The 20249-nt window shown below is 36.8% G+C and carries 24 protein-coding genes; 11 read left to right on the top strand and 13 right to left on the bottom strand.

What is annotated here, in order from left to right; translation table 11 throughout:
* Positions 1-36 precede the first annotated feature (36 nt).
* From G6R09_RS13310 to rsmF, 3 genes are all read left to right on the top strand, one after another.
* The gene (locus G6R09_RS13310) at positions 37-1233 is read left to right on the top strand and encodes a paraquat-inducible protein A (protein WP_065168835.1); all 1197 of its coding nucleotides are present in this window, start codon (positions 37-39) and stop codon (positions 1231-1233) included.
* Positions 1214-3841 (top strand): MlaD family protein, encoded by a 2628-nt coding sequence (locus tag G6R09_RS13305; RefSeq protein ID WP_065168834.1) that lies wholly within the window; start codon positions 1214-1216, stop codon positions 3839-3841. The genes G6R09_RS13310 and G6R09_RS13305 overlap by 20 nt, the downstream gene beginning before the upstream one ends.
* A gap of 216 nt (positions 3842-4057) precedes the next feature.
* The gene (gene rsmF, locus G6R09_RS13300; RefSeq protein ID WP_065168833.1) at positions 4058-5488 is read left to right on the top strand and encodes a 16S rRNA (cytosine(1407)-C(5))-methyltransferase RsmF; all 1431 of its coding nucleotides are present in this window, start codon (positions 4058-4060) and stop codon (positions 5486-5488) included.
* A 296-nt stretch (positions 5489-5784) separates the two neighbouring features.
* On the opposite strand, the gene G6R09_RS13295 is transcribed toward rsmF, so the two are convergent.
* Complete coding sequence (locus G6R09_RS13295) at positions 5785-6099, bottom strand: DUF496 family protein (RefSeq protein WP_060998102.1); 315 nt, start codon at positions 6097-6099, stop codon at positions 5785-5787.
* A gap of 545 nt (positions 6100-6644) precedes the next feature.
* Here G6R09_RS13295 and G6R09_RS13290 point away from each other — a divergent pair.
* Positions 6645-6854 (top strand): cold-shock protein, encoded by a 210-nt coding sequence (locus tag G6R09_RS13290; protein WP_045029050.1) that lies wholly within the window; start codon positions 6645-6647, stop codon positions 6852-6854.
* Between the two features lie 400 nt (positions 6855-7254).
* Positions 7255-7464: a cold-shock protein gene (locus G6R09_RS13285; RefSeq protein WP_036794623.1), complete on the top strand. Its 210-nt coding sequence runs from the start codon at positions 7255-7257 to the stop codon at positions 7462-7464.
* Between the two features lie 64 nt (positions 7465-7528).
* On the opposite strand, the gene G6R09_RS13280 is transcribed toward G6R09_RS13285, so the two are convergent.
* Both G6R09_RS13280 and yeiP read right to left on the bottom strand, forming a co-directional pair.
* Positions 7529-7990: a GNAT family N-acetyltransferase gene (locus G6R09_RS13280; RefSeq protein WP_235860171.1), complete on the bottom strand. Its 462-nt coding sequence runs from the start codon at positions 7988-7990 to the stop codon at positions 7529-7531.
* A 90-nt stretch (positions 7991-8080) separates the two neighbouring features.
* On the bottom strand, positions 8081-8653 hold the full coding sequence (yeiP, locus tag G6R09_RS13275; RefSeq protein WP_065168832.1) for an elongation factor P-like protein YeiP: 573 nt from the start codon (positions 8651-8653) through the stop codon (positions 8081-8083).
* A 274-nt stretch (positions 8654-8927) separates the two neighbouring features.
* Between yeiP and G6R09_RS13270 the strand changes: the two genes are divergently transcribed.
* Positions 8928-9842: a VirK/YbjX family protein gene (locus tag G6R09_RS13270; RefSeq protein WP_065176908.1), complete on the top strand. Its 915-nt coding sequence runs from the start codon at positions 8928-8930 to the stop codon at positions 9840-9842.
* A 107-nt stretch (positions 9843-9949) separates the two neighbouring features.
* On the opposite strand, the gene G6R09_RS13265 is transcribed toward G6R09_RS13270, so the two are convergent.
* From G6R09_RS13265 to G6R09_RS13225, 9 genes are all read right to left on the bottom strand, one after another.
* On the bottom strand, positions 9950-10372 hold the full coding sequence (locus G6R09_RS13265) for a GNAT family N-acetyltransferase (protein ID WP_065168830.1): 423 nt from the start codon (positions 10370-10372) through the stop codon (positions 9950-9952).
* Between the two features lie 105 nt (positions 10373-10477).
* Positions 10478-11431, bottom strand: coding sequence for a carbohydrate-binding protein (locus tag G6R09_RS13260; protein WP_065168829.1), 954 nt, complete (start codon positions 11429-11431; stop codon positions 10478-10480).
* A gap of 186 nt (positions 11432-11617) precedes the next feature.
* On the bottom strand, positions 11618-12130 hold the full coding sequence (locus tag G6R09_RS13255; RefSeq protein ID WP_065168828.1) for a superoxide dismutase family protein: 513 nt from the start codon (positions 12128-12130) through the stop codon (positions 11618-11620).
* Positions 12131-12281: 151 nt separating this feature from the next.
* Positions 12282-12497 (bottom strand): hypothetical protein, encoded by a 216-nt coding sequence (locus G6R09_RS13250; protein WP_065168827.1) that lies wholly within the window; start codon positions 12495-12497, stop codon positions 12282-12284.
* Between the two features lie 226 nt (positions 12498-12723).
* Positions 12724-13521 carry a Cof-type HAD-IIB family hydrolase gene (locus G6R09_RS13245; protein ID WP_065176904.1) on the bottom strand — a complete coding sequence of 266 codons (798 nt, stop codon included), beginning with the start codon at positions 13519-13521 and terminating at the stop codon, positions 12724-12726.
* 153 nt (positions 13522-13674) lie between these two features.
* Positions 13675-13857: a hypothetical protein gene (locus G6R09_RS13240; protein ID WP_065168825.1), complete on the bottom strand. Its 183-nt coding sequence runs from the start codon at positions 13855-13857 to the stop codon at positions 13675-13677.
* 113 nt (positions 13858-13970) lie between these two features.
* On the bottom strand, positions 13971-14777 hold the full coding sequence (locus G6R09_RS13235; protein ID WP_163922981.1) for a Cof-type HAD-IIB family hydrolase: 807 nt from the start codon (positions 14775-14777) through the stop codon (positions 13971-13973).
* A 144-nt stretch (positions 14778-14921) separates the two neighbouring features.
* A complete protein-coding gene (locus G6R09_RS13230; protein ID WP_065168824.1) occupies positions 14922-15164 on the bottom strand; it encodes a hypothetical protein in 243 nt (80 codons plus the stop codon).
* Positions 15165-15182: 18 nt separating this feature from the next.
* Entirely contained in the window at positions 15183-15632 is a 450-nt protein-coding gene (locus G6R09_RS13225; RefSeq protein WP_163922978.1) for a DUF417 family protein, read from the bottom strand.
* Positions 15633-15778: 146 nt separating this feature from the next.
* Between G6R09_RS13225 and G6R09_RS13220 the strand changes: the two genes are divergently transcribed.
* The 4 genes from G6R09_RS13220 (at position 15779) to G6R09_RS13205 (ending at position 17985) form a co-directional block, all read left to right on the top strand.
* On the top strand, positions 15779-16342 hold the full coding sequence (locus G6R09_RS13220; protein ID WP_163922975.1) for a TetR/AcrR family transcriptional regulator: 564 nt from the start codon (positions 15779-15781) through the stop codon (positions 16340-16342).
* A 238-nt stretch (positions 16343-16580) separates the two neighbouring features.
* Positions 16581-16823 carry a hypothetical protein gene (locus G6R09_RS13215; protein ID WP_163922972.1) on the top strand — a complete coding sequence of 81 codons (243 nt, stop codon included), beginning with the start codon at positions 16581-16583 and terminating at the stop codon, positions 16821-16823.
* A gap of 263 nt (positions 16824-17086) precedes the next feature.
* Positions 17087-17518 carry a peptidoglycan-binding protein LysM gene (gene lysM, locus G6R09_RS13210; protein WP_065176902.1) on the top strand — a complete coding sequence of 144 codons (432 nt, stop codon included), beginning with the start codon at positions 17087-17089 and terminating at the stop codon, positions 17516-17518.
* A 14-nt stretch (positions 17519-17532) separates the two neighbouring features.
* Positions 17533-17985 carry a YidB family protein gene (locus G6R09_RS13205; protein WP_065168819.1) on the top strand — a complete coding sequence of 151 codons (453 nt, stop codon included), beginning with the start codon at positions 17533-17535 and terminating at the stop codon, positions 17983-17985.
* A gap of 81 nt (positions 17986-18066) precedes the next feature.
* Here G6R09_RS13205 and G6R09_RS13200 read toward each other — a convergent pair whose 3' ends face one another.
* Positions 18067-18906 carry a methyltransferase domain-containing protein gene (locus G6R09_RS13200; RefSeq protein WP_065168818.1) on the bottom strand — a complete coding sequence of 280 codons (840 nt, stop codon included), beginning with the start codon at positions 18904-18906 and terminating at the stop codon, positions 18067-18069.
* 499 nt (positions 18907-19405) lie between these two features.
* Between G6R09_RS13200 and G6R09_RS13195 the strand changes: the two genes are divergently transcribed.
* On the top strand, positions 19406-20176 hold the full coding sequence (locus tag G6R09_RS13195) for an SDR family NAD(P)-dependent oxidoreductase (RefSeq protein WP_065168817.1): 771 nt from the start codon (positions 19406-19408) through the stop codon (positions 20174-20176).
* The last annotated feature ends 73 nt before the right edge of the window (positions 20177-20249 follow it).

Here is a 20249-nt window from a genome sequence, read left to right as displayed (position 1 = left end):
CTTTGTACATCTTATTATCAAAGGAAGAAACGCACCATGTCGAAGGCTCGACGCTGCCCAGGCTGCGATTTACTTGTGTTGCCTGAAATTGCGACACAAGGACACAGTGCCTATTGCCCACGTTGTCATACTCGACTGTATCGCGGTGGCATTGCGCGCTTTAATGCAGAATTAGCGCTTGCGGTTGCCTGTCTTATTCTTTATATCCCGATGGTTAGCCTGCCGTTAGTTACCATTCGTTTAATTGGTCAGATGATACCTGCAACATTAACCTCTGGAACCGTTGCTCTCGCTCCCACTTTTCCTGCCGTTGCAATTTTAATTCTTTTTTGTAGTGCCATTGCACCATTATTATTGATCTGCGCGGTTTTGAGTGCACAATTTTCATTACGCTTTCGGCAACTACGGTTATTTAAACTGTCACTGTGGATTTTGTCTCACTTAAAACAATGGACGATGCTAGAAGTCTTTTTAGTTAGCTTGGCTATTTCATGTTTTAAAGTGCAAGAAGTCGCCGACATTTATGTTGGCATAGGCTTATATTGCTTAATCAGTATGCAAATTCTATTGTCAGTGCTGTTAACGAAAATAAGTGTTCGCCGTTATTGGGATGCTTGGCAACCCGAAAATGAACATATCAGTGACAAACTTGATACTGTCTGTCATAGCTGTCAGTTAACCCAAGAAGCACTACCACATTGTCGCCGTTGTGGTAGTCAATTACATCATCGAATCCCAAAATCACTTCAGAAAACATGGGCATATCTTATTACTGCCAGTATTTTTATATTGCCGGCAAACCTTTACCCTATTTCCATCTTCATGAATAACGGTAAACGTATTGAAGATACCATCTTTTCAGGTGTCGCAGGTTTAGTAAAAACAGGAATGACCAGTATTGCAATCATCATCTTTGTTGCCAGTATTGTTGTTCCCGTCGCTAAAATCATTGGCTTAGCATATATATTATTATGCATTCAATTTAAACAGCGTAGCCAACGTCTACAACGGATGCGTATTTTTCGTATCGTACATTGGATTGGAAAATGGTCCGTCATGGATCTCTTTGTCATCGCGATCATGGTCGCTTTGATCGATCGTGGACAACTTCTTGATTTTACACCAGGGCCGGGTGCCATTGCTTTTGGTGTAGTCGTTATTTTAACAATGTTAGCAGCAGAGAGCTTAGATTCTCGTCTAATCTGGGACAAATATGAACAACGAACCAAATAATGAGCAACCACAACGCGTAAATATTCGCAGTGATCGGGGCTTATCACCTTTATGGTTATTACCACTATTGGCAATTATTGTCGCTGGATGGTTACTCTATAAAGCCGTTAATGAAGGCGGCGAACGTATTCAAATTCACTTTAACGATGCCGTTGGTTTAGTCGCTGGGCGTACCACTATTCGTTATCAAGGATTAGAGGTAGGTATTGTACGCGATGTGACGTTATCAAAAGATCTTAAAAGCATCTATGTATCTGCCGATATCTATCCAGAAGCCGTAAAAACACTTCGCACACATACTCGATTTTGGTTAGTAAAACCTAAAGCTTCTATTACTGGTATCTCTGGTTTAGATGCCCTCGTTTCAGGTAATTACATTGCCCTTCAACCAGGTACAGGTGAAGAAGCAACAAAATTTACAGCATTAGAAAACCAACCGGCAAACATGCCCACAAATGATGGTTTAACCCTACAATTAAAAGCGCCGAACTTGGGCTCTCTTAGTATTGGCTCACAAATTTTTTATAAAAAGATCCCTGTCGGTGAAATTTATAACTACACCCTTAGTGCTAATAAGAAAGAAGTGCTTATTGATGCGCTTATCAAACCGCATTATGCCAATCTAGTGACCAATAAAAGCCGTTTTTGGAATGTGAGTGGTGTCAATGCCAATATTGGCTTTAATGGTGTTGATGTCCAGTTTGAAAGCTTATCAGCATTGATTGCTGGTGCGATTGCATTTGACTCACCTGATGCAGGTAAACCGATTGATGAAGGGCATTTATTTAACCTCTATCCAGACATTAATACTGCAGGTCGTGGTATCGCTATAACCATCACTCTGCCAGACGATAATAATGTCAGCAATTCAGGGGCCCCGATTATGTATCGAGGCCTGCAAATTGGTAAAATTTCAGATTTAAAGCTGGATGAAAAAACCAATAAAATTATTGCTCACGCCGCTATCGAACCTAGCATGAGCGATCTGCTTAATAATGGCTCACGGTTATTACTTGAAGAAGCGCAAGTTTCACTGACGGGAGTCAAAAATATTGGCAACCTTGTCCGTGGTAACTATCTTCGTTTAATTCCTGGTGAAGGTAAAACAACGCGTCATTTTACAGCTATCACCCAAAACACACTTGAAGAGCAACAACCCGGTGTGGCAGTTTTCTCACTTTACGCCAATAAAAGCTTCGGCTTAAAAGCGGGCACTAAATTACGTTATCGTGGAATTGATGTTGGCCATATCACTAACGTTAAACTCGATGGTGACCGCGTACGATTAGATGCATTAATTCAACCGCAATATACCCACTTAATTCGCTCTCATAGCCGTTTCTTTATTGATGGTGGTATTGAAGCCAATATTAGTAATAGCGGCGTTGATGTTTCTATTCCTGCAGCGGATCAATTGATAAGCAGCGCCATTAGTTTTACATCGAGTGGCAAACAAGGGATCCAAAAGAGTTATTCGTTATTTAAAAATAGACACCTCGCTAAGCTTGCTGATGAAAAGTTAAAAGGTTTTACCTCTATTACTCTTGTCGCTGATAACTTACCTTCTATCTCTGAAGGCAGTCCGGTGCTGTATCGTAATCTACAGGTTGGTGAGATCACCAGTTTTGCCCTTAAAACATCAGGGGTTGAAATAAAACTGAATATACAAAAGAAATACCGCTATTTAATAGACAGTAACACTGTTTTTTGGAACCGATCAGGGGTTGAAGTAGAAGCTGGACTTAATGGTGTTAAAATTAAAGCAGATCCGCTTTCGACATTACTTAAAGGTGGCATTGCATTTGATTCTATTAAAGGTGTTGCAAACCGTTCTGGCAGTGACTATAAACTTTATTCGAGTTTAAGTGATGCTCAACATTTTGGCGTCATGATCACCCTAACTGCCGATGATGCACGTTCTATTTCAAAATCGACGGCGATTAAATATCAAGGGGTGGTGATTGGAAAAGTGGATAATATTGAGCCTAACTTTGAACGTAATAACGTCACTGTAAAAGCACGCTTATTCCCACAATACGCCAATGTAATTGCGCGTAAAGATAGCTATTTCTGGGTAGTAAAACCTAAGATTAGCTTAAGTGGCAGCGAAAACTTAGATTCACTCCTAAGCTCATACATTGCAGTACAACCAGGTAAAGGCTTAACCTCTCACAATTTCAACTTAGGTTCCGCAGAATTATTTGATGCTGGCAAAACCTTTGTTTTAGAAAGTGAAGAGCGTGGCTCCGTCAGTGAAGGTACGCCTCTGCTTTATCGTGATATTCAAGTAGGCCAAGTAATTAAGGTTGCTTTAGGAGCTTTAGCTGATCGTGTATTAATTACCGTACAGATTGAGCAAAAGTATCGCCATCTTATTCGCTCAAATAGTGTGTTCTGGAATGCATCAGGGCTAAATGTTGATGTTGGTCTTACTGGGGCAAAAGTTAAAGCGGGAACCTTTGATAGTTTACTCCGTGGTGGTATTTCATTTGCCACACCAGCTACGCATCCACTTGCACCACAAGCGAAACACGGCAAGCACTTCTTACTCAATAAAGAAGTCAATCCTAAGTGGTTAACTTGGCGTACAGCGATTCCCGTCAAGTAATATTTAAAACCATATTAAAACTACAAAAAAGGGACAATCAATGTCCCTTTTACTTTTTCAGCCTCTCCGGTTTATAAAATACTCCATCTAATATGTTATTTCATAATAAAAATTGATCCATCTACATAACAAGCTTAGAAGCACAGATAGTCGATATAAATTTATTGTTGTTTAGTATAGAATCGCGGCATTGCTAGTTTGACAGAGAGTGCTACCTTGCATCCTAATATCTATATTCCTGACGCTTTTATTGATCTCATCAAGCACACAATGCCAGAAAATCTGAGTATTGATGAATTTATCAGCTGCTGTAAAACACCGCTGCGTCGCAGTATTCGTGTTAATACGCTCAAAATCAGCGTTGCAGACTTTCTTACTCGTGTAGCAGATAAAGATTGGACATTAACCCCTATCCCTTGGTGTGATACTGGTTTTTGGATCAAACGTGAGGATGAAGAGAGCGTTTCATTAGGCAATACTGCCGAGCATATGGCTGGGTTATTCTATATTCAAGAAGCCAGCTCAATGATGCCCGTCACAGCACTGCTTGATAATAATGATGCCCTTGATTGTGTCCTTGATATGGCATCCGCCCCTGGCTCTAAAACCACCCAAATTGCTTGTGCTATGCAAAATAAAGGTGCGTTGGTTGCAAATGAGTTAGCAGCAAGCCGTATTAAAGTCCTTCATGCTAACTTGCAACGCTGTGGTGTCCATAATGCAGCGCTAACCCACTTTGATGGCTGTGTTTTTGGCACTTGGGCTCCTGAAGCGTTTGACTCGATTTTACTTGATGCTCCTTGCTCCGGTGAAGGCGCTATTCGTAAAGACGATGATGCAATGGCAAACTGGAGTCTTGAGTCTATTGATGAAATTGCAGCAGTACAACGCAATTTAATTATCAGTGCCTTTCAAGCATTAAAGCCAGGTGGAGTGATGGTGTACTCAACATGTACCCTAAACCAACATGAAAACCAAGAAGTTTGCCTCTATTTGAAACAAACCTTTGGCGATGCGGTTGAATTTGAATCTTTAGGAGATTTATTTGATGGCGCACAAAAAGCACTAACAGAGGAAGGTTTTTTACACGTCTACCCTCAAGTTTTTGATAGTGAAGGATTCTTTGTAGCTCGTATTCGCAAGCATGCATCAGTTGATACCGATCCTGTTAAAAAACGCATGGGTAAATTCCCTTTTAACCAAGTAAAAGCAGACGAACAACAGCTCATCGCTCAACAACTTAAGACCGATCTTGATATCACATTATCAACCAACAGTGATATTTGGTTACGAGATAAAGAAGTGTGGCTATTCCCTTCACAGATCAAACCATTAATTGGTGAGATTCGCTTTCAGCGTATTGGTATTAAGTTAGCAGAACAGCACAAAAAAGGTTATCGCTGGCAACATGAGGCAATCATGACGCTCGCTACTGGTAAAGAAACAGTGGCTATAGCCTTAACTGCACCACAAGCGAAAGAATGGTTTATGGGCCGAGATATTCGCCCAGAAAATCTAACCGGCAAAGGTGAAGTGATTGTTACTTACCGTGATTACCCCATTGGCATCGGTAAATGGGTGGGTAATCGCATCAAAAATGGCTTACCTCGTGAATTAGTACGCGATACTAACTTGTTTGATATTTAATATAATTCAATCAGTTACTATTAATTAACATTTTATTGATTGAATAAACAATTATTTTAAATTAAAACTGGAAAATCACCACAGCTAAACTAATATTGATAGTGTAATCGAATTCTATCTCTATCCAGTTAGCGCAAGGCTCATCACTGAGCCTATTCCCCTAAGCCCGACACAGGAATCGTTTCGGGCTCTTTTTAAGTCTGCCAGCTTATTCTCATTCTAGCTATCGGCGAATCTGCAAAAAAACCAAAAAAAACCTGAGCACATGGCTCAGGTCTTCATTCACTAACAAAAAATTAGTTATGTTTGTGTGCTGTGATTTCTGCTTTTTTAAGGTCTTTAACGTTCTTGCTAACGTCACGACGCTCTTTAGATAACTCAGCACTGATGATGATATGATCATCAACACGATCTTCATAATCGCCTTTCATGTTTTCAATGATTTCTAGAATTTGATCATGAGTCATATCTGGCTTGATATAGTCCAACATGTTTTCTAGTAATTCTACACGCTTACGGTTATCACGGATTTTACGATCGTTATCAAGAATTTCGCGCTTAAGTTTGTTTTTACGGCGAGCCTGACGAACAAGTTCAAGGATGTTGTTCATGTTTTGTCCTTAGTCTGAAAATAAAGCCTTGTGAAACTGATTTAATGCTAATAATTAGGAAAAATGCACTTCCTAGTACATAACCGTCGAGTCTCAGTTTTTTTCTAAAATCGTTATATCAGAAAATCCGCTGTAAACTCAAGCAATACCCGAAGATTATCGACTAGGTGGTGAGTTAACATACGCTTAAAGATCCTTTATTGTCTGGATTATGCGCTTTGTTATTTATCTTTGCTTTGATTTCGTGCAATAAATATTAGAGATAATTACTGATAAAAAAGACATTTAGATGAATTATCGAAGAAATAATAATGACACTGGTTATGATTGCATTGTTTGTTCATAAAAAAGCTGAATTTGATTTGCAAATCACCCATCAGCGCCTAGTCTTCATAGTAGACCAGTACTTATTTACAGCTAAAGCAATCTGAACAAGGATATCTTCGCTGTCATCTCCATGATCAGCAACAGAGTTCAACGCTCAAATCGCTCCGTAATCTGATATTGGCTATACCGTGTGATGAATAGATTTATCAGGAGACAACATGTCAAAAGCAACAGGTACCGTTAAGTGGTTTAACGAGGAAAAAGGGTTTGGTTTTATCACTCAAGATGACGGCGGTGCTGATGTATTTGTACACTTCCGTGCGATTAGTGGTGATGGCTTTAAAACCCTAACTGAAGGTCAAAAAGTCTCTTACGAGACCGAGCAAGGTCCTAAGGGTCTTCAAGCAGCGAACGTTGAAAGAGTCTAATAACTTAACGTTAAAACGTTACAAAACCAAGGGCTCCCAGAGCCCTTTTTTATTTTTATCGCACTGATCTTATTTGATATATAAAGAAAAAGCACAATACAGCATTATCTATTATCCTCACACAAACAATAAGCACACAGTCTCATATCCATACTAAATATTTTTTTGTTAAAGGGGTCACATTCTTGTGATGTTTTTATACGAGAAACTTGCCCTTTCAATATGAAAATGGCCTAATAGTCATGGCTTTAAGAAAGGCCTATTTATGCAACAAATTGAAAGAGAAAACTTCGATACACTGTTCAAATGTACACAGTTGTCCTGAAGCGCTTCATTATTCTTTTGTACATAAGTAAACCAGCGTTTTGCGCTATTAATTTATTATTTCAGGAGACATAACATGTCTAAAGCAACTGGTATCGTTAAGTGGTTCAACGATGAGAAAGGTTTCGGTTTTATCACTCAAGACAATGGCGGCGCTGACGTATTCGTTCACTTCCGTGCTATCACTGGTGAAGGTTTCAAATCTCTAGCTGAAGGCCAAAAGGTATCTTTTGACGTTGAGCAAGGCCAAAAAGGTCCTCAAGCAGCTAACGTTGAGCGTGCTTAATTTTTCAACAAACAGTTGAAAGAAGTTAAGGGTATTTTATATACCCTTTTTTTATTGTTATTTATTATTCTGCAACATAGCGCATTTTCACTCGCGGCTGATCTAAACCAAAATAATCATTTTCTTGTTCAATCTCTATGAATCCTAGTTGCTGATACAGTTTCTTCGCATGATTATTAGGATGAACCGTTAGCCATAGCTTTTCGCAACCAGATAACCTCTCCATCGCAGCTTGCATTAATTGCCGTCCGACACCTCTACCTTGCACACAACTAGCAACAGCTAGTGCAAGTATCCACCCTTCAGAGATAACTAATGACTCATTAGTAAACTGAGGCGCACACAATACATAGCCAACAACCTCATCAGATTTTCGAGCGACTAATAAACCAGCAGGCCAACAATCATAAGCCTGGCGAATAAAAAAATCAGGATAACAGTGTTCACCAAACAATTCCTTCTCGAGCTGATATACCGCCTGTATGTCTTCTTTGTTAGCAACATCCAATGTAATTATTTGATCCACGGCCTTTGTTCATCCTTTTATCTTTCTTGCTGCCATAAAAAAGCCAGTGCCGCATAAACGCCACTGGCTCTAGTCAATAATAATTAACTATTATTTATCAGCACGGCTCATGAACTTATGCTCAGAAGTGTTGATTTTGATTTTTTCACCATTTGCAATGTACTCAGGAACTTGAACAACAAGACCTGTAGACAATGTTGCAGGCTTAGTACGAGCACTTGCAGATGCGCCTTTAATTGAAGGATCTGTCTCAACAATTGTTAGCTCTACTGTTGCAGGTAATTCTAGAGCAACAGGAGCACCGTCTACAGTCAATACTTCAATACCTTTCGTATCTTCATTGATGAACAGTAATTCTTCTGCAATTGCGTCTTTAGTGAAAGTGTATGGCGTGTAATCTTCATCATCCATAAACACATATTCTTCACCATCGATGTATGAGAACGATGCTTTTTGACGACGGAAGTCTGCTAACGTAATCATCTCATCAGCTTTGAAGCTAACATCTGATTTCGAACCCGTTGCTACATCATAAATGCGCATACGGTAAAGACTTGCGCCAGCACGACCACTAGGCGTTAGTTTGGTAATTTCTTTAACTAAAGCTACTTTACCGTTAAGTTCAATAGCAGCAAATTTTTTAATATCACTAGCCTTTGGCATGATCATTATTCCAAAAATAAATAGTGGTGAGAAATTACACCAAGATACAGATTTATAGCAAGTAATATGATAGTCCAAAGTCTATTTTTTTGCATTGTTGTATCAACATGGTTAATAGATAACCAAGACAATAATAACAAAATTTTACGCTCTACTTTTAATATTCAACTCGTAGCCATAGAAGCATTATTTATTCCCCACCTGAATATATTGGTTGTAAATACTCTTAATATAGAGATAATAATTAATTACATATTTTTAGAGCCTTATTCAAATGGCAACTTTATCTTCAACTCTGCGTGATTACGCCAAGATTATTTATCCAGATAGTGCAGCTGAGCAATATTCCCCTCTTTGGAGCTATCGCGCTAAATTCGTACTTCGAGCAATATATTACCGTAATGCTTTTCAGTATATAACTTCTAGTATTAGCCCTCTTTTGCTGGAAACATTATGCAAACAATGCCCTCGATTTCTAGAAAAGTCCTTTCGCCCTTATATTATTAATGACAGTAGCGCCATTGAACGAGCACAATTTGTAGTCCAACATTATCAATTCGTGAGCGAAAAATTACCTCCACATATTTGTAATGAAATTTATACTAAAGAATATGGATTAACATTATTTGATTTTACTGTAGGTGAAATAGAGTACGCATTTAAATTAGTCTTTCATGCTCGTTACCAAAAAGAAGGCGATATGAGCCTGATCTTATTTAATGAGATTGATAAAAACTTTTATACTCTTACCTTTGCTATGCGAGATATTGAAGGGCAGCGTCAATTAGTTATTGGAGGTTTACAAGGACCTGCAAGTAGCCCAGAAAATAATCTAAAAATAAAAGCATTAACTAAAACACTGCATGGTCAACGCCCTAAAGATCTCATGGTGAAGATCATTACTCTCATTGCAAATATTTGGCGAGTTGACACAATACTTGCTGTTAAGAGTGCTTCTCATGCTTATTCAGCTAAGCGTTACAGTAAAGGCCGTATCAAGGCCAATTATGATAAACATTGGCAAGCTTTAGGTGGTACAGAGTTTGATAAACACTTTTATGCATTAAGTATGGAAGATATTCGTCGAAATCCTGAAGATATATCCCGTCCTAAACGTGCAATGTATCGCCGCCGTTATGAATGGCTTGATACTGTTAATGCAACACTCCAACAAAAAATCAGTTTATAGTCTCTTTACTAGTGGTGATTTTAACCACAGAGAGTAATCGCCTCTGTGGTTAAATCTTTCAGTTTATCACTTAGATATAATTTTTATTCCATTCCTTAATAATACCTCTATTGAGGTAATATTAACTGGTTAATATCAGTTAATACCCACGCACTATTATGTTCTGTAAAGCCTACTTTAGAATAGTAACCTTCCGCTTTAGGGGCTGATAATAAAACAATTTTACACCCTTCAACGACTGATTCAGCTGTAACTAAAATAAGATATTTACCAATCCCCATTGATTGAATACTTTCATCAACAACGAGATCAGACAAATAACAGCAATAGTAAAAATCTGTCATTGAGCGCGCAATACCAACTAACTGCTCATCAATCCATGCCGTGACAATCAAATTACTATTTTCAAGCATTCCTTTAATTGTTGCCTCATTATGTACAGGTCTACGCTCTCCCAAGGTTGTTTTATTGACTAATTCAATATACTGGTTTGCTGTAATTGGATGATTAACTTTATATTCGATTTCCATCTTCGCCCTTTAATACTAAATTTATGTTTTTACAACATAGTACAGCCTAAAGTGGCGCTGTCATAACGCAAAAGGAACAATCATCCATTACAACAAATCATAACGTTAGTTATTTACATAAACCTGCCACGGATCGCCCTCGTCAGGACGATCACCTAACGTCCACCATTTTGCTTTATATATAATATCGTTATAGCTAACAATATCCCCACCATGGTAGATAGTATCTAGATTCCAAATTGGTGTGGTTGGCTGAGGAGGATTTGTTGGTTCATCAAGATCATCATTCTTAATCCCAGCAGACACATGCCAATCATCTAAATAAGTAGTAGCATAATCAATTCGAATACCTGTAGTACCGGCATCTATTAATTGATTGGTGGTGGCTAATATAATTTTATCATTCAAAAATAGCGTGAGTTGAGAATCATAAGCTGTAAATTTAATATTATACCATTGCTTTTCTGCTAATTTTCCCTCTGAATTAAAATAGTCATTGGTATAATCGCTAAGATGGATCTGCGCTAGCGTTGTATATTTACCCTGATATTTTATTTTGATTGTTACATATCCATCATAACGAATAGAAGCAACATATAAATCATCAGATGTTTGATAACGTACAAACGCATGTAACCCAGACCATGCAGGAATATTACCGTTTTTATGCCACTCATCTATATAAGCACGGTATTCAACAGTTTGATTTGTCCACTTCATCTTTTGATTCAGTGTATCGCGCGCATCTGTGACAACACGAAATGTTTTATAATCAACCCACCCATATTTAAATTGATCAACAGATTTCGCAATAAGGCAACCAGACGTCACATCATAGCCTGCTTGTAAAGACTGTGAATTTGAACATTCAATTACTTGACCATCTTTAAAATTATCAAATGTTTCGCCTTTCCAACTTAATACGCTAGAAACAGGGCCTACCAAATAAGGGCCATCATCATTAGGATAAGCATCATAAGCTGCAAATGCTGAATTCCAAGGAAATAAAGCACAACTAAAAATAGTCACTCCAAGTTTTATCTTTGATAACCCTATCATTACTACCTCATATAATATTAATTTTATAAAATTAATATCACTTTAAAGGCTATTTGATTGCTGTCATTTGATTTTTATTCTTTTTGTAGAATGTTAAATACTAGATCACATCAAATATGTATTTATCATTAGTAATACATAAAAAATAATACACGCGTAACTATTCATTTAATTCTAAATAGCAGTTTATTTAACCACACCACAAACTAAACGTTCGCCACTACCACCGTGTTGATGTGGGTGATCGGCATGATTATCGCCACCAACATGTATCATTAATGAACGCCCAATTAAATCAGTAATTTTTAAGCGAGGTGCTAATACTGGCTCAATAGCATTACCGTGATTATCGACATACAATGGAGGTAAATCTCCAAGATGATTATCATTTGTCCAAGAATAACCATGCTTCCCTGTATTCATTGGATCATAATGTCCACCTGCAGCACCAGCGGCTATTGTTTCCCCATATTCTTGGGTCGATTCACATGACGCATTTTCATGTAAATGAAACCCATGCAGTCCAAGTGATAAACCAGAGATTTTAGGTGTAAATACAACACCATATTGTGATTGTTTAGCAGTAATAGTACCGATTGATTTTCCTGAATTAAGATCATTCATTTCAACCATAACAACGGTGGCATTCACATCAAATGAAGTAACGAGTAAGCCAAAAAATAACCAAATCTTTAGCATAAATTCATCCTTAAATTTAATTCTACATTTAGATACTACTAATGATTATTAAATTATAGGCAATTTTATGCGTATTAGGTGTAGAAAGAGTAAGGAAAGAAGAGAGCATTAAACAGCAACGTAATATAGATAATTACGTTGCCGCTTTAATTTATTTATTTTCAGAGGTATAGCTTGAATATGAACAGTAATAACAACCGTTTGACTGAGGATATATTTTTTTCGCAGCATCTAACGCAGTACTACATGCCGTATGATAACCCAGTGGATCACAATTTTTGAGGCCAGGACTGTGGCTACATGTTGCGGTATGAATTTCATGATCGCCATTATCTTGCGCATTTTTATCAACATAAAACAAACTCATAATCACCTCTGAAAAGTAGTATTCTTCATAAAGACATTACGCTTCTAAATTTTTAGGAGATAGCTAATAATCTCAATAATTAGATTCGTATCACCTTCACCAGTAAATATTGTCTATTTAAGGTAATTACTGTGATTAGTTCGCTTTATTTAAACATTTGTTCAAAAAATTACCATTCAATACCACAATCATCAACTAATAAGTGTGCCGTCAGACAATTAACGCCTTATTTTAATACCTGCGTTTTAATGACTGTCATTACACCTTGTTCATTATTGCTTGGCGCATGGAATCGAGCTAATTGCTTAATCTTAGGATGAGCATTATCCATCGCATAACTAAAATAGGTTTCTTTTAGCATTTCAACATCATTTAAAAAATCACCAAAACTCATACTTTCTTCAAAGGTAAAATTGAAAATACGCTGTAATTCTTTAATTGCAGAGCCTTTAGATGCTGTTTTATGCATAATATCAAGCCAAACTTTTGCACTTACAACAACTTGATGAGTCTGTGAATATAAAGGCGCTATAATTGGGTATATTTGTTGTTCCGTACCATTGAAGTTTAGCACTGCAATTTTAATAAATTCATCATCAACAGCCAATAAATCACTTACTATTTCAAGGTTATGATAGTACTTATTAATTTCTTCTAATGCCTGAGGATCTGTTGTTTCTGTATAGGCGGAATTTTTACCACACAAAACAATAAACGTATTCTCAATTGCTTTTACGCTTGTAATAATGGCATGGATTTCTGGCGTTGGAATAGTCGAACTATAGAGCTCTTTACCTTGATACATCACCAACGTACCATTTTCAGCAATAAAGAGCATTTTATCTTTAACAGGCTCAAAAGTATTAACTAAACTCTGATACTGTCGGCCTGATGCTGCTGAAAAAATGATATTTTTAGCATGAAGCTCATTAAATATGTCATAAAAGTTATCTGGCAGTTGCTTATTATCATTTAGTAATGTGCCATCCATGTCTGTTGCTATAAATTTGATTGAAGACGTCATATACCGCTATTACTCCAATATTTCATGTAATTAATACCAATATTCTACCTGTTAATTTGAGTGATTTTCACCAAAAACATATAAAATGTTAGTTGAACACTCATATCGCATAAAAAAACACCACCCATTAATGTGGTGGTGTTTTCATTGCGGCTAAGAGCGATGATCATCATTATTATTGTGTTTAGGTGTTAACTCAACCTCTGCCTTACAACAACCACCTATATTCTCTTTTTTCGCTTTTAAATATAGCTGTATAAATAAAAAGAACATAAAGAATAAAAATACAACAACAGAAATAACGATATATAAAGGAAATAACTCATCGGTACTCATTGAACACTCCTTATTTATGTTAATCACCAACAACCTAAATAGGAATGTAATTCATTACCATTATTTGTCAATGGAATTCACACTTTACTTATATAGATAACAGCAATAGCCCATTAGTTACACTGTAACACTTGCTGCTTGATTATAGTCATAACACCTTGTTCATTGTTACTTGGTGCAATAAAGCGGGCTAACTTTTTAATCTCAGGATGTGCATTCCCCATTGCATAGCTAAAGTAGGTTTCATTAAACATTTCAACATCATTAAAGTAATCACCAAAACTCATGCTATTTTCAAACGTAAAACCAAATTTTGCACGCATAGCTTTGATTGCTTGGCCTTTAGAAGCCTGTTTATCCATAAAATCTAGCCATACTTTGCCACTAACAACCACTTGATGGCTAGTGGCAAATAAAGGAGCAACTAGCGGATAAACGTGTTCTTCCGTACCCTTAAAATTTAATACAGATATTTTTATAAACTCGTCATCAATTGCTAATAAGTCATCAACAAAGGTTATTTGATGGCAATACTTCATTATTTCTTGTTGAGCAAGAGGATCTTTGGTTTCTGCGTACGCTGATTTTTTACCACATAACACAGTATGACTATCTTTAATGTTACGGACGATGCTGATAATTGAGGTTATTTCAGATTTAGGTATCGTGGCGCTATAAAGTTCTTTGCCTTGATACATCACCAAGGTACCATTTTCAGCAATAAACAATACCCTGTCTTTAATCGCTTCAAACATATTCAGCAGCGTAAAGTATTGACGTCCAGACGCTGCCGCAAAAACGATTTCTTTTGTATCAAGTGAATGAAATACATCAAAAAAATCACATGGCAGTTCATTTGTATCACTGAGTAAAGTGCCATCCATATCTGTCGCAATAAATTTAATATCAGACGCTGTCACTATCGCTTCTCCAATTAAACAAAATTAATCCAATAATGATACATTACCAACAAATACCTAATAAGCATATAACAGCAGCACTATTTAGCCTCAAACAATGCTGCTAAAACTTATGATATAACCATATATTTATAATTAAGATGCTTATTTATCTGCCGCTGATAATAATTTTTGTTGAAAAGTCAGCATTACCAATTTTTGTTTTATTAAAACACCTGAATGAGATTTATCAATTGAACGATTTACTCGGTATCTTTGTAGCGAAACATTATTCATTTTAGCGTTATCAAAACTAACCTTCCCCATAAAGTCACCATCTTTGGCTGATGCGGTATAAGACGTTAGACTTAAAATAGTTATCAAAAAAACATGCTTAATATATTTCATAAATCACCTCTACCAAGACTAAGAAATCAATAACTTTTTATTATGTTCTACAACCATGATGGCAATAGCTAGAAAGAGAATATCTTTAACTAAAAAGAAACTTGTTGTTGGTACTCCATCGACGACTTTCCATGTATCTGGCGTGGTAAATAAGAAGCTCAATGTCACAAGAAAAATAACGCTTGATGCTAACCCTGCAAAATACCCTACTCGAGGATTAAAAAAGCCATAAACAAGTCCTGCTGCTACTACTATTTCACTAAAACCAACAAGATTTGAGACTGTTTGAACAGAGAAAAAATTATACGTCCAGCCCATTAATGGATGATTTTTAATTAAAGGCTCAATGGCTGCTGCTTCTGTTGGTGTGAATTTAAAAATACCAATCCACAATAAAACCAATACAACACCAAAAACGCCTAACTTATACCCGACTGTCGTAGCTACGCGGTTATCTAAACTATTCATATTCTATTCCCCAAAACTAAATTTACATTGTATTGAACTAAACTGTTCAGTTTAATCTATGGGTTTATTCATCGCCTGTCAACACTTTTGAACTAAACAGTTTATTTTGATAAAATTAAAACACTAACAACTAGAGGCTAAGGTTAATGAGTAAACAACAAGAAAAGCGATTAAATATCATTAATAAAACAATTACCTTATGTGCTCAATATGGTTTCCACGGTACCAGTATGGACAGCATAACTACCGCAACGGGTGTTTCTAAAGCGACTATTTATAAGTACTTCACATCAAAAGAAAATCTTATAAATGAAGCATTGGTAATGTTTAGCGAACGAGCATTAAACCATTTAGGTCTTATCTTTTCTGATCCGTCACTCACTCTAGAGCAGAAGCTTTCAGAACGCTTTGAGGTATTAGTAAAATTAATGAAAGATGACCTATTTAATGGTTGTTATTTTCAGTTGGCATACAGTGAGTTCAATCATACTGACAATGCGATTGCCGATACATGTAGTGGATACAAAATGCAACGTGTCGAGATGATACAAGCCTTATTGACTCAGCATAATATTACTAATGCGGCATTAAAGTCACAGCAAGCAGAGCTTGTTTTTAATGGATTATTAGCATCTTTACAAATAACAAAAAATACTCAATTAATACCAATGGCAAAAGATATGTATCTCGATATTATTTTTAAAGATTGATAAGCATAAAATGACAGATTTGCATCTTTTTAATGCGTTTTTTATTAAAAGACACAATACATACTTTAAACAAATTATAGCTTTGAACTATGTCACAATTTAATGATGATTTTCTTTGCTAAAAACCATTGCAGTGCCATAAAAACAATATATATTTTTATTCATTACATAATTAATCATTCTAAATGATGGTTGATGATTAGTTAACAGCATGGTTTTTAACACAAGGCGTTTCCATATGAAAAGTTATCTTATTTTGCCCCTACTCTTAGTTTCAACATCAGTATTGGCGAATACTCATGTCTTAAATCCAAAATTTCACCATCCAGATAATAAAGAACATCATGTGACCAAAAAAGTTGCTGCGCCTGCTATGAATAACAAGGGAGTTATCAGCCCTAAATTTCATCATCCAGATAATAAAGAACATCATGTGATCAAAAAAGCGAAAAAAGCGGCGCCATCAGCCCCTACTCTTTAGTTTCCCTGTTATTTAATAAACAATGGGCACTATAAACTGCTCATTGTTTACTTATCAATTAATTACCCTTTAAATTATCATTGATATCCCCCCTCAAAAGCTATAGTAGTAAACGATTTCCCCTTTCTTATTAAAAGTGCATTGTCGCCGTCATACATTAAAAATACCCAAAAGGCATCCTTAATAGTCACTATTATTATTTTTTGGACTAAGCTTGGTAACAACATTCGTATTTACCACCCAACAATAAGGATAGAGACAAGATGGCATTACTTGATTTTGTACGCGATATTGGCAATAAATTATTTAGCAATGAAGATGAAGCGCCAGCAAAAATAACTCAACATATTGAAAATAATAATCCAGGATTGACGAATTTAAATGTTGAAGTAAAAGATGGTGTTGCAACACTTTCAGGTGCAGCAGATAGTGCAGCGGCCAAAGAAAAAGCTATCTTAATGGCAGGTAATACAGCCGGTATTGAATCGATTGTTGATAATGTTGATGCGCCAGCAGCAACTGAAACAGTAAGTTATTATGAAGTTAAATCTGGTGATAACCTATGGAAAATAGCTGAAAGCACGTTGGGTAATGGTGCAGACTATCAAAAAATCTTTGATGCAAATAAAGAAGTGATTATCGATCCTGACAAGATATTCCCAGGTCAGAAACTTCGTATACCAACCACAGCTTAATAGAGGTAAGAATCATGGATATTAACCAACTATTACGTATTGGTGCTCAATTATTTTCGCAATCACAAGCGAATACGACAGGTTTAAATGAGAACACCATTACTTCTGCATTATCACATTTATTTGGTGGTGACAGTGACGGAAAAGGCATTGATTTACAATCTATAATTCAATCACTAAATGGAGCTGGGCTAGCAAACATTGCAGCATCTTGGCTTGGTAATGGTGACAATGAGGCCATTTCAGCCACAGACATTGGTAATATTTTCAACTCTGAACAACTGTCGAACTTTGCCAATGAAGTTAAATTACCACCAAGTGAAGCAGTAACGGGTTTGCAGGAAACACTGCCAGGCATGATAGATAAAGCAAGCCCTAATGGTGATATTGCAGGAGAACTATTTCAAGCCGTCGGTGGTATGGATGGACTACTTAACATTGCCTCAAATATCTTTGGTAAAAAGTAATAAATAGCACTATCTATAAATAATAAATCGATGTTATTACAATGAGATAAGGTTAGTAATAACATCGATTTTTTTATTGCATTACTTCTGCGCACTAACACCCATCAGGTGATCAACCTTTTGCACATTTTTAAAGCCAACCGCGATTAATCGACGAATTACGCCGTCCACAAAGCTGCTACCCTTTTTCATGATATGCGGATTCCCGGTGTAATGGAAAAAACGTCCACCTTGACGAAGTACGCGGTAAATTTCGCTATAAAACTCTTCGCTATATAACTCTCCTGCAAGAGAAAAACGCGGTGGATCGTGAATAACCGCATCAAACGATATCGAAGGCATGGTCGTGATCAACTCAAAACTACTGCCCTGACGCTGTTCAATGCCGTCATTATTTAGATCTTGCGACCAAGGATTTAATGCACGTAACCCCATTACTGATTCACTCAGTTCAATGGTCAACACTTTTTTAGCGCCAAGTCGATGAGCTGCAATTGCGGCATAACCTAAACCACTACAACAATCGAGGACATTGTCGCCACTGCGTACAGCTTGTTTCGCCATATCGGATGCACTTGCAAAAGGATCGGTTCCTTTAGAAATATGCATCTTAACACCACTAATTTCGAGTAATGGTGCGCCCTCTGTCGGTGCTAATTTGTAATAGCCAACACTGCGGTCTTCAATAGGCTCCATATCGCCATCACTGCAAAGATAAATTCTTTGAGTCTTTTTGACGATTTTTTTAAGATCAGCAATTGACAATTTATTGTCTTCGTCCAGAACTAAACCTTCTGGACTAACAGCGTAATCCTGTTCTGAAAGGTGAAGATCTGTCGATAAGTGGACACTCGATTGTCCTTTAGCAATAGCGTCTAACGCCTGTTGAGCATTTTTTGTATGAAGATAGTAGCCAAGCATAGTTCATTTATCTAATTAGAAACACTGAGCGTATTGTAACATAAAACCTCACACTCATATCTCGATCATAGTTAGCATATTGTGCTCATGCTGAATTTGTAATGCCTTTCAACTTTGCTTGATTATCGCAGCAATACCACCGCTCAGATTGAGGTTAAATGCTGATTTAATTGTAATTGTTCAAAACAAGCATCAATATCAAACGCAGAAATGTACTGACGTTTCTATTATTCATAAGCGATAATCATCAACGCCAATAGCGATTGGTATTTTTAAAATATTAAAAATCAAATACATAGCCAAACTACCTACAAGTAGGTAGAAATAATATTTGACGCTAAAATAAAATCATCCTATATTTAAAATCAATCAATCAATCAATCAATCAATCAATCAATCAATCAATCAAGCGCAGCAGAATAATCTAATCACATTGCTCGCTTCTTTTTTAACCACGCCACCTACCAACTGGTAGGTAGATAAAATAAAGGATTACATTATGTTCACTACATCATCAATTGCACTTATCGTTGGCGGCTCATCAGGCATGGGTAAAGCCACCGCTGAACGGTTATTAAACGCAGGGGTTCCGGTAATGATTTTATCGCACAATGCGGATAAACTTGCAGCAGCAAAAGCCGACTTAGAACAACGAACTGGCAGTAATGTTGAAACAGCACAAGTTGATTTATATGACCTTGCTAATGTGAACGCTTTTATTCATCAACTGGAAAATGAAACTCGTCATATTGGTTATCTTGTTAACGCCGCTGGTTTTTTTAAACCGGTTAGCTTTCTAGAGCACACTGCAAAAGATTATGATCTTCAATTAGATATCAACAAATCATTTTTCTTTATTACTCAAGCGGTGGCAAAAAACATGCAACAACATGGTGGAGGCTCAATCGTAAATATCGGTTCAATGTGGGCCCATCAAGCGATTAAGGCTACCCCATCATCTGCTTATTCAATGCAAAAAGCGGCTTTACATGCATTTACCCGTAACTTAGCGATGGAACTTGCTGACGATAATATTCGTGCGAATGCTGTAGCGCCTGCCGTTGTTCTTTCAACTATCTATAAATCATTCATTGCTGAAGATGAGATTGAAACAGCGTTACAGGGATTTAATGATTTCCACCCAATCGGACATATTGGTTCAACCACTGATATAGCAGATGCGATTGAATTTTTACTATCAGACAAAGCAAAATGGATCACAGGTACAGTGCTCGATGTCGATGGTGGTGTAATGGCGGGTCGTAATTAACCTTAAAGATAACTCTCGCATGTTGTTAATAATGGCGATAAATTGGTCGCCATTACCTCTCTACTCATAGGTA

Origin of the sequence: Photobacterium sp. Alg240-V54 (assembly GCF_900537155.1) — a bacterium.
Classification (GTDB): domain Bacteria; phylum Pseudomonadota; class Gammaproteobacteria; order Enterobacterales; family Vibrionaceae; genus Photobacterium.
The sequence above is the reverse complement of the archived record's forward strand: the minus strand, read 5'-3'. Positions and strand labels throughout refer to the sequence as shown.